The sequence below is a fragment of the Kocuria himachalensis genome (assembly GCF_054784195.1).
The window spans coordinates 55,862-74,359 of sequence record NZ_BAAGPL010000014.1; the positions used below are offsets into that span (position 1 = coordinate 55,862).

Here is an 18,498-nt window from a genome sequence, read left to right on the forward strand (position 1 = left end):
CTCATTTAGAGTGGCAGGCACCGCGTTCTCGTCCGCAGAGAGGAACCACCATGAGCGACGTCCTGCAGAACTACGTCGACGGCGCCTTCGTCGACGCCCACGGCACCGGCCGGATCGACGTCGTCGACCCCACCACCCGCACGACGGTCGCCGTCTCCCCGGTCTCGGACGCCACGGACGTGGACCGGGCCTTCGCCGCCGCCCGGAAGGCGTTCCGCACCTGGAAGCGCACCACGCCGAGCGAGCGCCAGCTCCTGCTGCTCCGGCTCGCGGACGCGCTCGAGGCGCACAGCACCGAGCTCGTCGACGCCCAGCACCGCAACACCGGCCAGCCGCGGCAGATGATCGCCGACGAGGAGGTCGCCGCCGGCGCCGACAACCTCCGCTTCTTCGCCGGCGCCGCCCGGACCCTCGAGGGCAAGGCCGCGGCGGAGTACATGAGCGGGCACACCTCCTACGTGCGGCGCGAGCCGGTCGGCGTCGTGGCGCAGGTGACGCCCTGGAACTACCCGCTGCTCATGGCGGTCTGGAAGCTCGGCCCGGCGCTGGCCGCCGGCAACACCGTGGTCCTCAAGCCCTCGGACACCACCCCCGAGTCCACCCTGGTCCTGGCCCGGCTCATCGACGGGATCTTCCCCGCCGGGGTGGTCAACGTGCTGCTGGGGGACGGCTCCACGGGCGCGCTCATGACCGGGCACCGGACGCCGGCCATGGTCTCCATCACCGGTTCCGTGCGCGCCGGCCGCGCCGTGGCCCTCGCCGCCGCGCAGAACCTCACGCGCGGCCACCTGGAGCTCGGCGGCAAGGCGCCCGCGGTCGTCTTCGCGGACGCCGACCTGCCCGCCGCCGCGAAGGCGCTCGTGGAGTTCGGCACCTTCAACGCCGGCCAGGACTGCACCGCGGTGACGCGCGTCCTGGTCCAGGACAGCGCCCACGACGAGTTCGTGCGCCTGCTCGCCGCGGCCGCCCGGGACATCGTGACGGGCGAGCCGGACGAGTCCAAGAACTTCTACGGCCCGCTCAACAACGCCCGCCACTTCCAGGACGTGTGCCGCAAGCTCGCCGAGCTGCCCGAGCACGCGAGCGTGGTCACCGGCGGGAAGCCGGTGGAGGGCGCCCCCGGCTACTTCTTCGAGCCCACCGTGGTGTCCGGTGTCCGCCAGGACGACGCCCTCGTCCAGGAGGAGACCTTCGGGCCGGTGCTCACCGTGCAGCCCTTCGGCACGGAGGAGGAGGCGCTCGAGCTGGCCAACGACGTCGACTACGCCCTGGCCTCGAGCGTGTGGACCACCGACCACGGCACGGCCATGCGGGTCTCCCGCGAGCTCGAGTTCGGGTGCGTGTGGGTCAACACCCATGTCATGCTGATCTCCGAGATGCCGCACGGCGGGTTCAAGAACTCCGGCTACGGCAAGGACCTCTCGCTCTACTCAGTCGAGGAGTACACCCAGGTCAAGCACGTCATGCACGCCCTGGACGCCTGAGCCGGCGCGGCCGGGGGCGTCCCACCCGGCCGCCCGGTCCCGTCCGGCGGATCAGTCCTGTCCGGCGGCCCGGTCCCGGGCGGCCTCCAGGCGCAGCCGGAAGCCGTCCAGCATGGCGGTGAGGGCGGCCTCGAAGGCCTCGTCCGCCGCGGCGGTGGCGTCCGCCGGCCGCGCCTGCACGGCGTCGGCGAACACCGGGGCGAGGTCCGACCGCTCCCCGGGGTCGAAGATGTCGGCGGGCGCCGTGGCGTCGTACGCGGCGCCGAAGACGAGCGACTCGATCGAGACGATCACGTCCACGATGCTGGCGCGCTCCCAGCCGGCGTCCGCGAGGCCGGCGGCCACGGTCTCGTACATCTGCAGGGTGTGCGGTGAGTCGGCGACGGGCTGGACGGCCATGATCGGGATCATGGCCGTGTGCTGGGCGTAGCAGTCCCGGTAGGACCGCGCCCAGCTCCCGAGGGCCTGGTCCCACGGGACGGTGCCGAAGGCGGAGCAGTCGATCCCCTGGTTGATCGCGTCCTGCACCCGGATCAGCACCTCGCGCTTCGACGGCGTGTGGTTGTACAAGGCGGAGGTGGAGACCTTCAGCTCGCGCGCGAGCTCGGTCATCGTCAGGTGCCGGTAGCCCCGGGTGGCCACGATCTTGATCGCTGCCTTCGTGATCCGCTCCTCGGAGAGCACCGGCTGGCTCGGGCGCCCGCGGCGGCGAGGAGGGGTTCGGGCGGGAGCCATGGGCGGGACCTCCTGGGAGTGGTGCTGCGAGTCCTGGTGGCGACTCCGGGTGGTGGCCGGGCCGGGACGGTCAGCTCGAGTCTAGGTCGACCGCCGGACGGCCGTGTCCCCGGCCGCCCCGTCCTTGACCGTCGGCGGGGTCCCTCCTAGCGTGTGGACGATGACGGATGCCGACCTCCACTTCTACTTCGACCCCACCTGCCCCTTCGCCTGGCTGACCAGCAAGTGGGTCCGCACGGTGGCCGCCCGGCGGGACCACCGGGTGGACTGGCGGTTCATCTCCCTGCGCCTGCTCAACGAGCACGTGGACTACGACGCGTGGTTCCCGCCGGAGTACGAGGCGGGCCACACGGCCGGCCTGCACCTGCTGCGGGTGGCCGCCCGGACCCGCGCCGAGCACGGGCGCGAGGCCGTGGGGCGGCTCTACGCGGCCCTCGGTGCGCACACCTTCGACGCCGACCCGGTGCCCGCTCCCGAGGCGCCCGGGACGGACCGCCGCGCCACGCGGGCCTTCCTCGGGCCGGTCCTCGAGGCAGCCGGGCTCCCGGCCGGGCTCGCCGGTGCCCTCGAGGACGAGTCCCTGGACGCGGTGGTCCGCGCGGAGACCGAGGAGGCCCTGGCTCTCACCGGCCGGGACGTGGGGACCCCCATCATCCACTTCGGCCCGCCGGAGGGCGTGGCCTTCTTCGGCCCGGTCATCAGCCGGCTCCCGGAGGAGGACGAGGCCCTCGAGCTGTGGGACCACGTGGTGGCGCTCGCCCGCTTCCCCGGTTTCGCCGAGCTCAAGCGCAGCCTCCGGGAGCAGCCGCAGCTGCGGGGCCTCGGCGTCGCGCCGGACCGGCCGGGGACCGAGGAGGACTGGCACGCCGGTAGCCGCCGGACGAAGAAATAGCGCTCCGCCGCCGGGTGGATTTCTCGGCCACGGGTCTTGACGGGGGGCTGTGCGCCGCCGCTTAATGAATACAGTTCATTTTAGCGTGAAGGAGACCACAGTGACCGATCAACGCACCCTGGGCAGCAGGACCGCGCTGGAGCGCGACGTCGTCGTCGTCGGGGCCGGTCCCGCCGGGCTGATGGCGGCCCGCAGCCTCACCGCCGCCGGGAAGTCCGTGGCCGTCCTCGAGGCCCGCGACCGCGTGGGCGGGCGGACCTGGTCGAAGACCGTGGACGGGGCGTTCCTGGAGATCGGCGGGCAGTGGATCTCGCCGGACCAGACCGAGCTGCTCGCCCTCGTCGACGAGCTCGGCCTCGAGACCTTCCCGCGCTACCGGGAGGGCGAGTCCGTCTACCTGGCGCCGGACGGCACCCGTCACACCTACACCGGCTCCGTGTTCCCGGCGGGGGAGTCCACGACCGCCGAGATGGAGAAGCTCGTCGCGCTCCTGGACGGGCTCGTGGCCGAGATCGGCGCCACCGAGCCGTGGGCGCACCCGGCGGCCCGGGAGCTGGACACGATCTCCTTCCACCACTGGCTGCGGCAGCACTCCGACGACGAGGCCGCCTGCGACAACATCGGGATCTTCGTGGCCGGCGGGATGCTCACCAAGCCCGCGCACGCGTTCTCCGCGCTGCAGGCCGTGCTCATGGCCGCCTCCGCCGGGTCCTTCTCGAACCTCGTGGACGAGGACTTCATCCTCGACCGGCGCGTGGTCGGCGGCATGCAGTCCGTGTCCGAGGCCATGGCGGCCCAGCTCGGCGAGGACGTGGTCTTCCTCGACACCCCGGTGCGCACGATCCGCTGGGCCGGCGACGGCGAGACCTACACCGAGCACGTCCCCGGCACCCCGGTGACCGTCTGGTCCGACCGGCTCACCGTGCGCGCGCAGGACGTGGTCGTGGCCGTCCCGCCCAACCTCTACTCCCGGATCTCCTTCGAGCCGCCCCTGCCGCGGCTGCAGCACCAGATGCACCAGCACCAGTCCCTGGGCCTGGTGATCAAGGTGCACGCCGTCTACGAGACGCCCTTCTGGCGCGCCAAGGGCCTGTCCGGCACCGGCTTCGGCGCCCACGAGCTGTCCCAGGAGGTCTACGACAACACCAACCACGGGGACTCCCGCGGCACCCTGGTCGGCTTCGTCTCGGACGAGCGGGCCGACGAGCTCTTCGGCCTGACCGCCGAGGAGCGGCGGCGGCTGATCCTCGAGTCCCTCTCCCACTACCTGGGGGAGGAGGCCCTGCACCCGGTGGTCTACTACGAGTCCGACTTCGGCTCCGAGGAGTGGACCCGCGGCGCCTACGCCGCCAGCTACGACCTCGGCGGGCTGCACCGCTACGGCGCCCACCAGCGCACCCCGGTGGGCCCCATCCGCTGGGCCTGCTCCGACCTCGCCGCCGAGGGCTACCAGCACGTCGACGGCGCCCTGCGCCAGGGCCGCCTCGCCGCCGCCGAGGTCCTCCGCGCCGACTCCCTGACGGGCGCGGGGCGATGACCGCCACCGGGGTGCCGCGCTACGTCGTCGGCTACAGCGGCGACCGGCGCAGCCGGGACGCCGTGCGGCTGGGCGCCGCGCTCGCCCGCGACCTGGGAGCCGAGCTCGAGATCGTCCTCGGGCTGCGCGCGGACGACCCGTACCAGCAGGTCTACCCACCGGTGGGGGACATCTCGACCGTGCTCCGCCGGCAGGCCCACCAGTGGCTGCGCGAGGCCGCCGCGCTGGTGCCCGCGGGGATCACGGCCCGCACCTGCGTGCGGGAGGCACGGTCCGTGCCCGCCGGCCTGGTCGAGGCCGCCACCGAGCTCGGGGCCGCGATGATCGTCGTCGGCGCCGGCACGGGCGGCGGCCGCTTCACCCTGGGCTCCGTGGTGAACTCGCTGCTGCACAGCTCGCCGGTCCCCGTGGCGCTCGCCCCGCGCCGGTATTCCGGGGACGAGCGGCTCACCCGGCTCTACGCCGCCGTGGGCACCCGCCCCGGGGCGCACCAGGTCATCCGGGAGGCCGCCGAGGCGGTCGAACGCTCCGGCCTCGAGCTGGAGCTCATCTCCTTCCTCGAGGGCGAGGCCGCGGACCCGGGTGCCACCGAGCAGGCCCGCCGGCGCGTCGAGGACCATCTGGAGGCCGCGGCGACCGAGGCCCGCCGGACCGGGCCCGTGACCGTGCGGGTCGCCTCCGGGCGGACCCTCAAGAAGGCCGCGCAGGACGTCGACTGGGCCCCCGGCGGCCTCCTCCTCATCGGCTCGTCCCGCCTGGCCCAGGGGCGGCAGACCTTCCTGGGCACCACCGCAGCACGGCTGCTCAAGCACATCCCGGTGCCGATGGTCGTCGTGCCCCGGTCCGCCCCGGACGCCGATCAGGCCCGGACCGAGAAGGAGACCGCGTCATGAGCACTGCACCGCTCGTCGACCAGCAGCGCACGCACCACGAGAAGGGGCTCAGCAAGGGATCGGTGGGGCTGCTCGGCTCCGTGGTCATCGGCGTGTCCACGATCGCGCCCGCCTACACGCTCTCCGGGGCCCTCGGCCCCACCGCCGCCGCGGTGGGGACCCATCTCCCGGCCATCCTGCTGGTCGGCTTCGTCCCCATGCTGCTCGTGGCCATGGGGTACCGGCAGCTCAACCGGGCCATGCCGGACTCCGGCACCACCTTCACGTGGGTCTCCAAGGCCTTCGGCCCGTGGATCGGGTGGATGGGCAGCTGGGGGCTGCTCGCCGCCACCATCCTGGTGCTCTCCAACCTCGCCGGCATCGCCGTGGACTTCTTCTACCTGGCCCTCGCCCAGATCACCGGCAACGACGCCGTCGCGGAGCTGACCCGCAACGTGCCCGTCAACGTGGCCACCTGTCTGGCCTTCGTGGCGCTCGCGGCGTGGATCTCCTACCGCGGCATGGAGGCCACCAAGGTGGTGCAGTACGTCCTCGTGGTCTTCCAGCTGGTCGTGCTGCTGTGGTTCGCCGCCGCGGCGTTCGGCCACGTGGGCGGCGGCACCGCCTTCGAGGGCCTGGCCGTGCGCTCCGAGTGGTTCAACCCCTTCGGCGTGGAGTCCTTCTCCGCGTTCGCCGCAGGCGTGTCCCTGTCCGTGTTCATCTACTGGGGGTGGGACGTGGTCCTGACCCTCAACGAGGAGAGCAAGGAGTCCGCCAACGGGCCCGGGCGTTCGGCCATCGCGACCATCCTCGTCATCGTCGCCCTCTACATGGCCGTCTCGCTCGCCGTGCTGTCCTACTCCGGCACGGGAGGCGCCGAGCTCGGCCTGGGCAACGAGGAGATCCAGGAGAACGTCTTCGCGGCTCTGGCCGGGCCGGTCATGGGCCCGTTCGCCATCCTCATGTCCCTGGCGGTGCTCTCCTCCTCCGCGGCGTCGCTGCAGTCCACGATGATCTCCCCGGCGCGCACCATGCTCGCCATGGGCCACTACGGCGCGCTGCCGGCGAAGTACGCCCGGATCACCTCGCGCTTCCAGTCCCCGGGGTACGCCACGATCGCGGCGGCCGTCATCGCCTCGGTCTTCTACGCCGTGATGCGCGTGGTCTCCGAGAACGTCCTGTGGGACACCATCACCACCCTGGGCATGATGGTGTGCTTCTACTACGGCGTCACCGCCCTGGCCTGCGTGTGGTACTTCCGTCGCGACGCATTCCGTACCGTGAACGGGTTCCTGACGAAGTTTCTGGCACCGCTGCTCGGCGGGATCCTGCTGCTGGTCTTCTTCGTCCAGACGTCCTACGACTCCATGGACCCGGAGTACGGCTCCGGCTCGGCGATCGGCGGGGTCGGCCTCGTGTTCGTCCTCGGGGTGGGCATGCTCCTGCTCGGGGTCGCCGTGATGCTCGTCCAGTACCGGCGCAACCCCTCCTTCTTCCGGGAGCGCTTCGAGACCACCGAGCTGCCGGTCCTCGACTGAGCAGCGGACGGCCGGGACGGGGCGGACGGGCCGGTGGCCGGGGTGCGTGCCCCCGGTCACCGGCCCGTCCGTCGTGGACGCCGAGGTGCGTCCCCGCCCGGGCGGATCCCCGATAGATTCGACAGGACCCGCCCCGTCCGAGGAGTTCCCATGGCCCGTCCCCGTTCACCGCTCCTGTCGGTCGACGCCATCGTCACCGCCGCGCTCGCCCTCGTCGACGAGACCGGCGACTTCAGCTTTCCCAGGGTCGCCCGTCGTCTGGGGGTCAGCCAGTCGGCGCTGTACAACCACATCGACAACCGGGAGCACATCGTCGAGCTCATGCGCGGCCGGGTGTTCGACGCCCCGGCGCCGGTGGACCTCGAGAACCTGCGGTGGGAGGACGCGCTGCGGGCCCTCGTGCGGGCCTATCGAGGATGCATGGTCGCCCATCCCCGCCTGGTTCCCCACCTCATCACCCAGACCGTCCAGGACCTCGGGGTGATCGGGATCTACGAGGACATGGCTGTCGTCCTGGAGCGCGCCGGGCTCGTGCGGGAGGCGATCGTCCCGGCGATCTCCGCGATCGACTACCTGGCCCTGGGCTCCGCGCTCGACCTGACGGCGCCCGAGGTCGTCTGGGCGCCGCCGGAGGGCCGGTTCCCTGTCCTGAGCCGCGCCATCGAGGGGCTCGGCTCCGTCGAGGAGCGCGCGGAGGCGGCCTTCGCCTTCGGCCTGGACGTGTTCGTCGCCGGAGTCCGCGGGCAGGCGCTGCACAAAATTTACTGAAAGCCTTTCATCCACCCCTTGTGATGAGCGGGGCGCCGACCCATACTAATGAAAGCCTTTCATTTTATGTGACGGCACTCATGTCCCGGTCCAGAGGGGAAGACCATGTCCGAGAACACCGTGGCCCGGGAGGACTCCGGCCGCGTGCCACTGACGGCGACCCGTGCCCTGTCCGTCTTCGGGATCAGCGTGGTGGGGTTCATGACCGCCAACCTGGTCCCGGTGATGATCGTGGCCCTCACCGGGGTGCTCGGTCTTTCCGTCACCGCGGCGGGCACGCTGATGACCGCCTCGTTGCTGGCCTGCGCCGCGTCCTGCTTGGCCACCTCCCGCTGGACGGCCCGGGGCGGGCGCTACGTCGTGGCCCGCGCCGGACTGGCACTGACCGCCCTGGGCTTCGGCGCCGCCGCGTTCGTCCCCTCCGCGCCCGTGGTCGTCGCCGGCGTCGTCCTCGGCGGCCTGGGCGCCGGTGGAGCGGTCTCCGCCGGGGGAGCGGCCCTGGGGGCGCTGCGCCATCCCGACCGCGCCTCCGGCATCAGCGGCTTCACCAACCGCGCGATCGTCTCGGTGGTCCTGTTCGTCATCCCGGTCCTGGGGGCCGGCATGGGCAGCGCCTTCGGCCTGATCGCCGGCCTGGCCCTGGCCGCGCTGCTCACCACCGGCTGGCTGCCCGACCGCCCCGCTCCCGGTGGGCCGCCGACCCCCGAGGCGATCTCCACCGCACCGGCCACCCCGTCCTCCCGCAGGACGTCGATCGCCGGCGTCGGTCTGCTGGCCTGCTTCGCGCTGTGGGCGCTGAGCGAGGACTCGCTGTGGGCGGTCGCCGCCACGATGGGAGCCGAGCAGGCAGGACTCGACGAGACCGGGATGGGCCTGGTGCTCAGCCTCTCCACCCTCGGCGGGCTGGTGGCCTCGGCCCTCGTCGGGCTGGCCGGGCCGCGCCTGGGCCGCACGGTGCCGCTGGCGGCCGCCCTGGTGGCCGGGGGCCTGCTCAAGCTCCTGGCCGGGACCGTGACCGATCCCGGCTGGTACATGGCGGTGGTGATCGCCTGGAACACGATCTACATGCTGGCCTTCATCTACATCGTCGCCGTCGCCGCCGCCCTGGACGCCTCGGGGAAGTGGTCGGCGCCGGTGCTGGGGGTCTACCTCGTCGGGTCCTCCTTCGCCCCCGTCTTCGGCACGTCCGTCTCGGCCGCCGCCGGCTACACCGCCCTGGGCGCGGTGCTGGCCGGGATGACGTTCGTCCTGCTGGTCCCCCTCGTCCTCATCTCCCGCCACTCCGTCCGCGCCGAGGCCGCCGCCCGGCCGGCGCCGCAGGCCGGGTTCCCACAGGAGGCGATCGTCTGATGTCCCTGACCGCACGAGCCGAGAGCGTCCCCGTGACCGACTGCACCGTCTACACCCATGCCACCGTCTTCACCGCCGACGGCGCCGACGCCGAGGCCTTCGTCGTCGAGGGCGACCGTTTCCGGTACGTCGGGGACGAGGCCGGTGCCCGGCGCGCCGCCGGCCCCGGCGCCGCCGAGGTGGACCTGCAGGGCGGCTTCGTCCTGCCGGGGGTCATCGACGCCCACACCCACCTGCTGATGACGGGCCAGTCCCTGCAGAAGGTCCCCCTGCGCGACGCCGCGGACCTCGCCGAGATCCAGGCCCGGCTGCGCCGAGCGGCCGAGGAGAATCCGCACGCGCCCCGCCTGCTCGGCGCCGGCTGGCTCTACAGCGCCCTCAGTGGCGCGGCGCCGACCCGGCAGGTGCTCGACGAAGCCGTTCCGGACCGTCCCGTCTACCTCGACGCCAACGACCTCCACTCGGTGTGGGTCAACAGCGCAGCCCTGGCGGAGCTGGGCATCGAGGACACCACCCCGGACCCGATCGGCGGGCGGATCGGCCGCGACCCGCTCACCGGGGCGGCCGACGGGCTGCTGCTGGAGACCGCCGCCCAGCAGATCGTCTGGCCCGCCCTGGCCCGGGCGGCCACCGACGCCGACCGCGACGCCCAGCTGGAGTCGGCGTTCGAGCACTACCTGGCCGTCGGGGTCACCGGGACCGTGGACATGGCCGTCCAGGACGACGACCTCGCCGCCTTCCGCCGTGCCGTCCAGCGCCACGGCGGCTCCCTGCCCCTGCGCGTGAAGGGCCACTGGCTCGTCCACCGCCGCGGCGGCGACGCGGAGAACCTCGCCCAGGTCGCCCGGGCGGCGCAGCTGGCCGAGGAGCTCTCCGGGCAGTGGCTGCGCATCTGCGGGATCAAGCTCGTCGTCGACGGCGTCATCGACAGCTGCACCGCGGCCATGAAGGAGCCCTACACCGACGGCAGCACGTGCGAGCCCATCTGGGACCGGGAGTCGCTGACACCGGTGGTGGTCGCCGCCGACGCCGCCGGGCTGCAGGTGGCCCTGCACGCCATCGGCGACGAGGCCTCCGAGATCGCCCTCGACGCACTCGAACAGGCCCACCGGGTCAACGGCCCCCGGGACCGCCGCCACCGGATCGAGCACCTGGAGACGGTCACCGAGGACAGCGTGCGCCGCCTGGCCGCCCTGGGCGTGGTGGCCTCCGTGCAGCCGGTCCACGCCGACCCGGCCATCCAGGACAACTGGCGCGCCGTGCTGGACGACCACCGTGTCGAGCGGGCCTACCCATGGACCGAGTTCCTCGCCGCCGGCGCCACCCTGGCCATCAGCACCGACGCGCCCACCGCCCCCCACCAGCCGCTGCCCAACCTGTACGTGGCCACCACCCGCCGCTCGGCCCTCGACCCGTCGCTGCCCCCCAATCTGCCCCGCTACGCCCTGGACCTGGCCGGCGCCCTGTGCCACGCCACCCGGGACGCCGCCTTCTCCTGCCGCGCCGAGCACCAGGAGGGCCGCATCCGCGCCGGCCACCTCGCCGACTTCACCGTCCTGGACGCCGACCCCCTCCGGGCCGAGGCGGCGCAGCTGCTGGCCAACCGCACGCGGCGCACCGTCGTCGGAGGCCGCACCGCTTTCGACGCCACGACCAGCACGCCCGCCGCGACCGGCGGGGCGACCGGCGCCCCGGTCGCCCCCTGAGCATCACGTCCCCGTCCCCTGCCCGTCCCACGACCCGAGGAGCACCGACCATGCACCCTGCCCCGCAGACGACGACCACCACGGTCACCGTGATGCCCGCCGAGTGGGCTGCCCACGAGCGCACCTGGATGGCCTTCCCGCCCCCCAACGACACCTTCGGCCCCGCCGGCTCCGGGACCCTGGAGCGGGCCCGGCGCGCCTGGGCCGCCGTGGCGCGGACGATCGCCCGCCACGAGCCCGTCACCGTGGTGGCGGCCCCCGCCGACGCGGACGCCGCCCGCGCCGCACTGGGGGAGGGGATCGAGATCGTGACGGCCCCGCTGGACGACGCCTGGCTGCGCGACTCCGGGCCCACGTTCGCCCACGACCCCGACGGGGACGTGGTCGCCGTGGACTGGGTGTTCAACGGCTGGGGGGCCCAGGACTGGGCGGCCTGGGGCCACGACCAGCACCTGGGCCGTTTCGTGGCCGAACGGGCCGGGGTCGAGGTGCGGACCAGCGCGCTGGTCAACGAGGGCGGCGGGTTCCACGTCGACGGCGCAGGGACCGTCCTGCTCACCGAGACGGTCCAGCTCGACCCCGGCCGCAACCCCGGGGCCACCAAGGCGCAGGTCGAGGCCGAGGTCCACGCCCGTCTGGGCACCACCACGGCGATCTGGCTGCCTCGGGGGCTCACCCGGGACTACGACGAGTTCGGCACCCGCGGCCACGTCGACATCGTCGCCGCCTTCGCCGGGCCCGGCACCGTGCTGGTCCACCGGCAGGACGACCCGGCCCACCCCGACTACGAGGTGACCCGGCAGATCCGCGCGGTGCTGGCGGCCGCCGTCGACGCCCGCGGACGCCGGCTGCGGATCGTCGACGTCCCCGCCCCCACCGTGCTCGAGGCCGGCGACGGCTTCGTCGACTTCTCCTACATCAACCACTACATCGCCAACGGCGTGGTCGTGCTGTGCGCCTTCGACGACCCGCACGACGCCGTCGCCGCCGAGATCCTCGCTGACGCCTACCCCGGCCGGGCCGTCGAGCTGGTCGACGCCCGCGACATCTTCGCCTTCGGCGGCGGCATCCACTGCATCACCCAGCAGCAGCCGGTTCCCCGCCGGCCCATCACGGCCGCGGAGGGCCTGCGATGAGCACGTCCGGCAACGAACTGGACCGCAGGCCCGATGCCGGGAACGGCAGCGGGTTCGACGTCGTCGAGGCGGGCGTCGCCGAACTCCGCGCCGCCCTGGAGTCCGGCCGGACGACCAGCGAAGAGCTGGTGACCGCCTACCTGGCCCGCATCGACGCCTACGACCGCGGCGGGCCGAAGCTCAACGCCGTCGTCGTGGACAACCCCGGCGCCCTGGCCGAGGCGCGTGCCTCCGACGCCCGGCGGGCCCGTGGGGAGGTGCGAGGGCCCCTCGACGGGATCCCGTACACCGCCAAGGACAGCTACCAGGTCCGCGGCCTCACCGTGGCGGCCGGCTCGCCCGCCTTCGAGCACCTCGTGGCCCAGCGCGACGCCTTCACGATCGAACGGCTCCGCGCGGGCGGCGCGGTGCTGATCGGGCTGACCAACATGCCCCCGATGGCCAACGGCGGCATGCAGCGCGGGCTCTACGGCCGGGCCGAGAGCCCCTACAACGGCGACTACCTCACCGCCGCCTTCGGCTCCGGCTCCTCCAACGGCTCCGGCACGGCCACGGCGGCGAGCTTCGCCGCGTTCGGCCTGGCCGAGGAGACCTGGTCCTCCGGCCGCGCCCCGGCCTCCAACAACGCCCTGTGCGCCTACACCCCCTCCCACGGGGTGATCTCGGTGCGCGGCAACTGGCCCCTGGTGCCCACCATGGACGTCGTGGTCCCGCACACGCGCACCATGGCCGACCTGCTCGAGGTCCTCGACGTGGTGGTCGCCGACGACCCCGAGATCCGCGGCGACTTCTGGCGCATGCAGCCCTGGATCCGGATCCCGGCCGCCTCGGCCGTGCGCCCGGACTCCTACCCGGCCCTCGCGGTGACCGACGCCGCCGCGGCCGCCGGGGTCCTGGCCGGCACCCGGCTGGGGGTGCCGCGGATGTACGTCAACGCCGACCCCGAGGCCGGCACCGCCGAGCACCCCGGCATCGGCGGCCCCACCGGCCGGCGCATCGAGACCCGGACCTCCGTCATCGCGCTGTGGGAGGCCGCTCGCCGGGACCTTGAGGCCGCCGGCGCCACGGTCGTCGAGGTCGACTTGCCCGTGGTGAGCAACTACGAGGGCGACCGCCCCGGCGCCCCCACGATCGCGACCCGCGGACTGGTCAGCCCGCAGTACCTGCACCGCGAGATCCTCGACCTCTCCGCCTGGGCCTGGCACGACTTCCTCGACGCCAACGGCGACCCCGCCCTGCACCGGCTCGCCGACGTCGACGGGTCCCTGATCTTCCCGCACCCGGCCGGCGCCCTGCCCGACCGCTACGACGGCTTCGACGACGACATCGCCGACTACCCCGGCTTCGTGCGCGAGCACGGCGTGCCCGCCCTGACCGGGATCCCGCACCTGGAGGAGGGGCTGCGCGGTCTGGAGGAGACCCGCCGGATCGACCTGGAGCAGTGGATGGACGCCCTCGGCCTCGACGCGGTCGTGTTCCCGGCCGTCGCCGACGTCGGTCCCGCCGACGCCGACGTGAACCCGGTCTCCGCGGAAGCAGCCTGGCGCAACGGCGCGTGGGTCGCCAACGGCAACCTCGTGCCCCGGCACCTCGGCATCCCCACCGTCACCGTGCCGATGGGCACGATGGCCGACACCCGGATGCCGGTCGGCCTGACGATCGCCGGACGGGCCTACGACGACACCGCGCTCCTGCGCCTCGCCGCCGCCTTCGAGGCCACCGGTGAACGCCGCACCGCACCCCCGCGCACCTCGCCGCTGTCCGGCTGAGCCCGGACTGCTCCGCGACGAGGCACCTGCGTCGGGGAGCGCACGAACCACCCACGGACCCGGCCCGCCCTGGGGGGCGCACCCGGTCCGCGGGTGGTTCGTGTCGTGGGGCGCTCGCCGGTCAGGCGTCGACGGGCTGGATCTCCTGCTGCCGGTTCTGCTCGGCGGCCCGGACCTGCAACTCGCGTCGGACGGCCCACACGACCAGGGCGATCCAGAGGACGAAGAGCGTGCCCAGGAGCGCCGTTCCGCCCGACCCGACGAGGTCCTGTCCGGTGCCGGTGTTGATGAGGGTGCGGGAGTTGGTCCAGATGATCAGCCCGCCGGCGGCCACGGCGAGGATGCGCGGGGCCAGGTGGCGCACCAGCCAGGCGGCGATCGGGGCGGCGACCACGCCGCCGGCCAGCAGCGCCAGGACCCAGGCGAAGTCGATGCCGGCCGCCCCGAGCCCGGTGAGGAAGCCCAGGGACGCCCCCAGGGCCACGACGAACTCCGAGGTGTCGATGGAGCCGACGACCTTGCGCGGGGCGATCTTGCCCGAAGCCAGCAGCGTGGGGGTCCCCACCGGGCCCCACCCGCCGCCGCCGATGGCGTCCAGGGCGCCGGCGGCCACGGCCAGCGGCACGAGCAGGCGCTTGCGCAGGGTGCCCTGGAAGACCGGCTGGGACGTGGGCAGGCGCAGGAACCGGTACAGGACGTAGACGCCCAGTCCCAACAGGATGGTGGAGACGACCGGCTTGGCGGCGGCCCCGTCGAGGTTCACCAGGACGTGGGCGCCGAGGAACGCGGCGATCCCGCCGGGGACCGCCATGATCCCGACCACCCGCCAGTCGACGTTGCCGAACTTCCAGTGCGCGGCCCCCGAGACGAGAGTGGTGCCGACCTCCGACAGGTGCACGATGGCGGAGGCCGAGGCCGGGGCGATGCCGGCCAGGAGCAGCAGAGAGGCGGAGGTCACCCCGTAGGCCATGCCCAGGGAGCCGTCGACCAGCTGGGCGAAGAAGCCGATCACGGCCAGGACGATGAGAGAACGCACGGTGCGCCTTTCGGGAGCAGGGGAACGGGAAGATCACTGCGGCCACGAGGTGCCGAGTGGGCCCAGGCTAGGGCGGACGCGACGCACGGCCCAGTGTGCGACGGCCGGAGTGCTCCGGTGACGGCCCGTGTCACAGCTCTGGACAGGACGTACGGAGGGGCCGATCATGCCCTGGCGATTCCGGGCCAACGGTCGGGGCGGTGACGGGGTGCGGTGACGGCGCCCATCAGGCGGTGGCGGGCAGTCCGCGTGCGGGGGCGTGACCGGGAGTGGGGGCGCGGCGCGGGCTCTCGTGGGGTCCGTGGCGGCTCGCGGGCCCGCGGCGTGGCACCGGCAGCGGCGTCGGAGAGACCGTGGCGGCCGGGCTGGAGTTCGCGGGCGGGCTGATGAGGACAGGAGGCCCGATCAGCGCGGGGTGGGTGAGATGGCGTTCGAGCAGCTCCACGGCGAGGGGCTCCACGAGGTGGCCGGCGCTGAGGTCGAGGGTGATCGTGGCCTCGGGGAGGACGGTGCGGGCCCGGGCCACCAGAGGGGGCAGCGCCTTCTGGTTGGTGAGGGTGACGTCACCGGTGACGACCAGTCTCACGGAGCGGCCGTCGAGGTCGATCTGGACGAGTACGGACAGTCGGGGATGCATGGGAGGGTCCTTCCGGATGGTGGTCCCCGTGCGGCGGGTGCTGCGCCCGGGGTGTGGGGAGGGGTCGGCAGGGTGCGCCGACATCGGGGCCCGGCCGCCAGGTCACCGGCGGACAGGATGAGGGTGGGCGCGGTGGCCCCGGGCATTCGGGCCATCACAGCCTCGCCGTGACGGTGCTGCCGGTGGTGGCGAGCTCGTGGTCGAGCCGGCCTTTCTCCGCCTGGACGCCGTGGATCAGGGGCAGGCCGCGGCGGACGGCGGTGGTGATGCGCTCGGCCAGCAGGGGTGAGGTGACCCGGTAGTCGGTGAAGTCCCCATCGTGGGCATAGACGCCCAGGGGCAGGGTGAGGGCCTGGAAGAAGGCGAACAGGGGTCGCAGCTGGTGCTCGAGGATCAGCGCGTGGCGTTCGGAGCCACCGGTGGCGGCCAGCAGGACCGGGGTGTCCACCAGCGCGTACTGGCCGATGAGGTCGAAGAGGTGCTTGAACAATCCGGTGAAGGAGGCGCGGTAGACGGGCGTGGCGACCACGAGCAGGTCGGCGTGCTCGATGCGGGCCAGCTCGGCCTCTGCGGCGGCGGGCAGCTGCCCCCGGTGGAGGACTCCGGCCAGCTGCGGACCCAGTTCCTCCAGGTGCACGATGTGGGTCTCCACGGGCAGGGCGCCGGCGAGCTCGTCGAGGATCGTCTCGACGAGGACGGCAGTCTTCGACGGTCGGTGGGTGCTGCCCACGACGGCGACCACCGACAACGGGGCGCTCCGGGAGGGAGCCGATACGGAGGGAGAAGTCATCGTGAGGAGCCTTCAGGTCGAGAGGAAAGGTGCCGTGCCTGCCGCCGCACAGCCGATACCGGGGACGACCGGACCTCGTGCGGTCGGCGGAACACCGCTCACGCTAGAACGTCGCCCCCCGCCGCGAGAAGCCCCGGACATCCGGGGAAACGCACGGGACTCCGGGCGACGCACATGTCAAATGTGACGGAGACCATGGAGGTGTTGTTCCCCGGGTCGTACGGTCGAGTCATGTTCGTCGACTCGATGCGTTGTCGTAGCTCGTCGCGAATGTCCTGACGGCCCCGCCGCAGGGCGTCGTCACCGCTGCTTCCTCTCCTTCTCCCCTTCCCGGCTCCGCCGCACCCTGTTTCCCCGGGTCTGTTCGGCGTATCCGAAAACTCTTCGAGGACCACCCATGGCTCTTCCACTCCTGCCAGCCAGCAGTCCTGTGCTCCGTGCCGGGGCCCCCTGGGGAACGTTCCTGCACTCCACCCCGGTCATGGGGACGCCGAGGCCACTCACCGGGTGCGGCGGTGCCCCTGACGTGTTCTCCCGGGCGGTCGAGCAGACCACCGTCCAGCCCCGGGACACCGTCCTCGCCCGCCACACCACGGTCTTCACCGTCGGAGCCGTGTCCGGAGCTGTCGCATGAGTCGGCGACGTCCGCACCATCCTTCCGGGGCGAGCCCGGGCCGCTCGCTCCGGCGGCGCTTCCAAGAGGTCTGGGCCACCTCGGCCGCCAACCTCGGCCTCGACGCCGACCGTTGGGCGGACTGGTTGACGAGCACCCGTGTCCTCGAGGACGGAATCAACCCGTCAGCCGGCCACCCGCCTCGAACCGCCCGTGACCCGCACACCTCCACCCACGACGCCCCGGGGGTCATCGCATGACCACCACCGCCACAGTCCCCGCGGCGACCACTGCGACCGCGCCTCGCGCAAGCTCAACCGCATCACCGTGGCCGGGGATGTCCCGGCCGGGGTGGACGGGCGCGGCCAGGCCCTCGAAGGGGACCCCTTCCACTACTCGCAGGCCGTCGAGGTCGCCTGACCCGACGGCCCACGCGGCCCGGGGCATGGGGGCCCAGTGGGACATCTCCGCCGGGCCCGCACCCCAGGTGCCTGCCAGTCATGGATGCCTGGAGTGCTTCGAACGCGGCAGCAACCAGTGACGAGGGCAGCTCGCAGGGCTCAGCATTCTTGGTTGAGCACCCCCGGGGCCCCCGCGATCCGGGCCGGGATGGGGGCGCTCTCACAGTCCTCAGGCCCAGGGGTTGTCCCTTGGGCCAGTGCCGAGGCGACGTTCGAGCCAGCTGTTTCCCGCACCCCGCCGAGTCCGTGGTCGACCCCGTGGCCAGGACGTGGGCAGGGAATGGGGGCGAGGTCGTCATTGCGCATGTGGTAGTCCTCGATCAAATCAGCAGCCCACCGGGCGGGCGCCCAGCGAGCCGGAGACGGGTCACCGAGAATGGTCATGGCCCAGACCGGTTGACGGGTGTGCCTCTTGTGCACGAGTGCACAACGGCTGGGTCGCGAGAAGAGGTGGTGCAGCAACCGTGGAGACCGTGGTCCTGGGTGACGATCATCTCCCGCTCCTCGATGGCGGGCTCACAGATCCACACCACCCCGGGCGCGGCACGAAGTCCTCGACCGGCCAGCAGCAGCACAGGACCCGGTCATCCCTCACCTCGATGCACTGCCCGGAACGCGCGGTGCTCAGCGCGCGGTCATGGGAATCAGTCTTGATCATGGCGAGGCCCCTGGCAACTGGCTGAGGGCGTCCCCTTCAGCCCGCCAGTCCAGGGTGGGGTCAAGGGGGACTGACCTGCGATCAGGTGACATTCGAGTGCGCATCAGCCCCTTCCCGCTTTGCATATGACCGGCTACGGGTCGGCGGCAGAACATGCCGCCAGAGGTGACAACCACGGACACCGTGCACTGCCCATCCTGGATGAGTCGACCTGAAGGGTTCGACCAGAAGGGTTCGGCTCAATCAATCGTCGGCTGTCGCTGGACGTCCTTGAGAACCGGTGACGCGCTGGGGAGCTGCTGGTCACTGTGGGCTGCAACCTGGGGTCAGCGAACCAGTGCGCGCTAGCACGGACTGTCCCGGGGGATTCATCCTAGTCAGACCGGTATTAACAGCTTTACCGCAGGGTATTGATAACCCAGGCACATCGGTGCCTGGTCGAGTGGAATCTGTCCTGGGCCCGCCGGTCCGGATCGGTGGGCAGGGGGCCCACCGGCACATCATCGGGGGAGCCTG

At 72.7% G+C, this 18,498-nt stretch carries 15 protein-coding genes; 11 read left to right on the top strand and 4 right to left on the bottom strand.

Annotated elements, in window-relative coordinates; all coding sequences use genetic code 11:
- Positions 1–50 precede the first annotated feature (50 nt).
- On the top strand, positions 51–1,484 hold the full coding sequence (locus ACYVM4_RS09190; protein ID WP_460668323.1) for an aminobutyraldehyde dehydrogenase: 1,434 nt from the start codon (positions 51–53) through the stop codon (positions 1,482–1,484).
- A gap of 51 nt (positions 1,485–1,535) precedes the next feature.
- Here ACYVM4_RS09190 and ACYVM4_RS09195 read toward each other — a convergent pair whose 3' ends face one another.
- On the bottom strand, positions 1,536–2,219 hold the full coding sequence (locus ACYVM4_RS09195) for a TetR/AcrR family transcriptional regulator (protein ID WP_368822973.1): 684 nt from the start codon (positions 2,217–2,219) through the stop codon (positions 1,536–1,538).
- Positions 2,220–2,379: 160 nt separating this feature from the next.
- On the opposite strand from ACYVM4_RS09195, the gene ACYVM4_RS09200 reads away from it, so the two are divergent.
- The 9 genes from ACYVM4_RS09200 (at position 2,380) to ACYVM4_RS09240 (ending at position 13,787) form a co-directional block, all read left to right on the top strand.
- Positions 2,380–3,111 (top strand): mycothiol-dependent nitroreductase Rv2466c family protein, encoded by a 732-nt coding sequence (locus tag ACYVM4_RS09200; RefSeq protein WP_368822974.1) that lies wholly within the window; start codon positions 2,380–2,382, stop codon positions 3,109–3,111.
- A 100-nt stretch (positions 3,112–3,211) separates the two neighbouring features.
- Complete coding sequence (locus tag ACYVM4_RS09205; protein ID WP_460668324.1) at positions 3,212–4,648, top strand: flavin monoamine oxidase family protein; 1,437 nt, start codon at positions 3,212–3,214, stop codon at positions 4,646–4,648.
- Complete coding sequence (locus tag ACYVM4_RS09210; protein WP_460668325.1) at positions 4,645–5,541, top strand: universal stress protein; 897 nt, start codon at positions 4,645–4,647, stop codon at positions 5,539–5,541. The genes ACYVM4_RS09205 and ACYVM4_RS09210 overlap by 4 nt, the downstream gene beginning before the upstream one ends.
- Positions 5,538–7,058: an APC family permease gene (locus ACYVM4_RS09215; protein ID WP_368822978.1), complete on the top strand. Its 1,521-nt coding sequence runs from the start codon at positions 5,538–5,540 to the stop codon at positions 7,056–7,058. The genes ACYVM4_RS09210 and ACYVM4_RS09215 overlap by 4 nt, the downstream gene beginning before the upstream one ends.
- Before the next feature lie 150 nt (positions 7,059–7,208).
- On the top strand, positions 7,209–7,826 hold the full coding sequence (locus tag ACYVM4_RS09220; protein WP_368822979.1) for a TetR/AcrR family transcriptional regulator C-terminal domain-containing protein: 618 nt from the start codon (positions 7,209–7,211) through the stop codon (positions 7,824–7,826).
- Between the two features lie 105 nt (positions 7,827–7,931).
- Positions 7,932–9,176 (top strand): MFS transporter, encoded by a 1,245-nt coding sequence (locus ACYVM4_RS09225; RefSeq protein WP_460668326.1) that lies wholly within the window; start codon positions 7,932–7,934, stop codon positions 9,174–9,176.
- Positions 9,176–10,882, top strand: coding sequence for an amidohydrolase (locus ACYVM4_RS09230; RefSeq protein ID WP_460668327.1), 1,707 nt, complete (start codon positions 9,176–9,178; stop codon positions 10,880–10,882). The genes ACYVM4_RS09225 and ACYVM4_RS09230 overlap by 1 nt, the downstream gene beginning before the upstream one ends.
- 50 nt (positions 10,883–10,932) lie before the next feature.
- Positions 10,933–12,018, top strand: coding sequence for an agmatine deiminase family protein (locus ACYVM4_RS09235; protein WP_460668328.1), 1,086 nt, complete (start codon positions 10,933–10,935; stop codon positions 12,016–12,018).
- Complete coding sequence (locus tag ACYVM4_RS09240) at positions 12,015–13,787, top strand: amidase (RefSeq protein WP_460668329.1); 1,773 nt, start codon at positions 12,015–12,017, stop codon at positions 13,785–13,787. The genes ACYVM4_RS09235 and ACYVM4_RS09240 overlap by 4 nt, the downstream gene beginning before the upstream one ends.
- A 121-nt stretch (positions 13,788–13,908) precedes the next feature.
- Here the strand turns inward: ACYVM4_RS09240 and ACYVM4_RS09245 are convergent, their stop codons facing one another.
- The 3 genes from ACYVM4_RS09245 to msuE form a co-directional block, all read right to left on the bottom strand.
- A complete protein-coding gene (locus tag ACYVM4_RS09245; RefSeq protein WP_460668330.1) occupies positions 13,909–14,823 on the bottom strand; it encodes a sulfite exporter TauE/SafE family protein in 915 nt (304 codons plus the stop codon).
- 226 nt (positions 14,824–15,049) lie between these two features.
- A complete protein-coding gene (locus ACYVM4_RS09250; RefSeq protein WP_460668331.1) occupies positions 15,050–15,460 on the bottom strand; it encodes a hypothetical protein in 411 nt (136 codons plus the stop codon).
- A 154-nt stretch (positions 15,461–15,614) separates the two neighbouring features.
- Positions 15,615–16,250, bottom strand: coding sequence for an FMN reductase (msuE, locus tag ACYVM4_RS09255; protein WP_460668332.1), 636 nt, complete (start codon positions 16,248–16,250; stop codon positions 15,615–15,617).
- Between the two features lie 397 nt (positions 16,251–16,647).
- Between msuE and ACYVM4_RS09260 the strand changes: the two genes are divergently transcribed.
- Positions 16,648–16,884, top strand: coding sequence for a hypothetical protein (locus ACYVM4_RS09260; protein ID WP_460668333.1), 237 nt, complete (start codon positions 16,648–16,650; stop codon positions 16,882–16,884).
- Positions 16,885–18,498 lie beyond the last annotated feature (1,614 nt).